At 51.1% G+C, this 968-nt stretch carries 1 rRNA gene; it reads left to right on the top strand.

What is annotated here, in order from left to right:
- Positions 1-201: 201 nt before the first annotated feature.
- Positions 202-968, top strand: a 23S ribosomal RNA gene (locus B5E65_RS15900); the annotation flags it as partial.

The following is a 968-nucleotide window of genomic DNA, read 5'->3' as shown; positions in this document are numbered from 1 at the left end:
TCGAGTACATCTTTCCGGTTTCGGGCGGATGCACTTCGACGAAGTCGAAGGCAGATGTGACCGAAAGGTCACAGATGCACCTTGAAAACTGAATAGCAAGAAACTGCGAAATGAGAAACAATTAAAACTACAATTTTGATTGAATCTTGTTGGCAAATGGAGAATCTGAAAAGCTGAAATCGTCGAAAGACGATAAGGAACGGTCAAGCTAGAAAGGGCGCAGGGCGAATGCCTTGGCACTGGGAGCCGACGAAAGACGTGATAAGCTGCGATAAGCTGCGGGGAGATGCAAATAATCTTTGATCCGCAGATTTCTGAATGGGGAAACCCACCGGAGCAATACTCCGGTACCATACACTGAATCAAATAGGTGTATGGAGGGAACCGCCTGAACTGAAACATCTAAGTAGGGCGAGGAAGAGACATCAACCGAGATTCCGTAAGTAGTGGCGAGCGAACGCGGAAGAGGCCAAACCTGGGGTAGAAATACCGCAGGGGTTCGGACTGCTTTTAGGACTGCAACTGTTAGCCGAATGGCATGGGAAGGCCATCCGGAGAGTGTGAGAGACACGTAGGCGAAAACGGGAGCAGCTGCGCAGTATCCAGAGTACGGCCAGACACGTGAAACCTGGTCGGAAGACGGGGGGACCACCCTCCAAGCCTAAATACTACCCAGTGACCGATAGCGTATAGTACTGTGAAGGAAAGGTGAAAAGCACCCCGGGAGGGGAGTGAAAGAGAACCTGAAACCCTGTGCCTACAAGCACATAGAGCACGTCAAAGTGTGATATGGTACTTTTTGTAGAACGGTCCGGCGAGCGACTGTATGCAGCAAGGTTAAGTTGCTGGAGCAACGGAGCCGAAGCGAGAGCGAGTCTGAACAGGGCGTTTAGTTGCATGCAGTGGGCCCGAAACCGGGTGACCTATCCATGGTCAGGTTGAAGTGGAGGTAAAACTCCATGGAGGAC

Origin of the sequence: Gemmiger sp. An120 (assembly GCF_002160955.1) — a bacterium.
GTDB lineage: Bacteria > Bacillota > Clostridia > Oscillospirales > Ruminococcaceae > Gemmiger_A > Gemmiger_A avium.
Note: the sequence above shows the minus strand (reverse complement) of the source record. Positions and strands in the feature narration are given on the sequence as shown.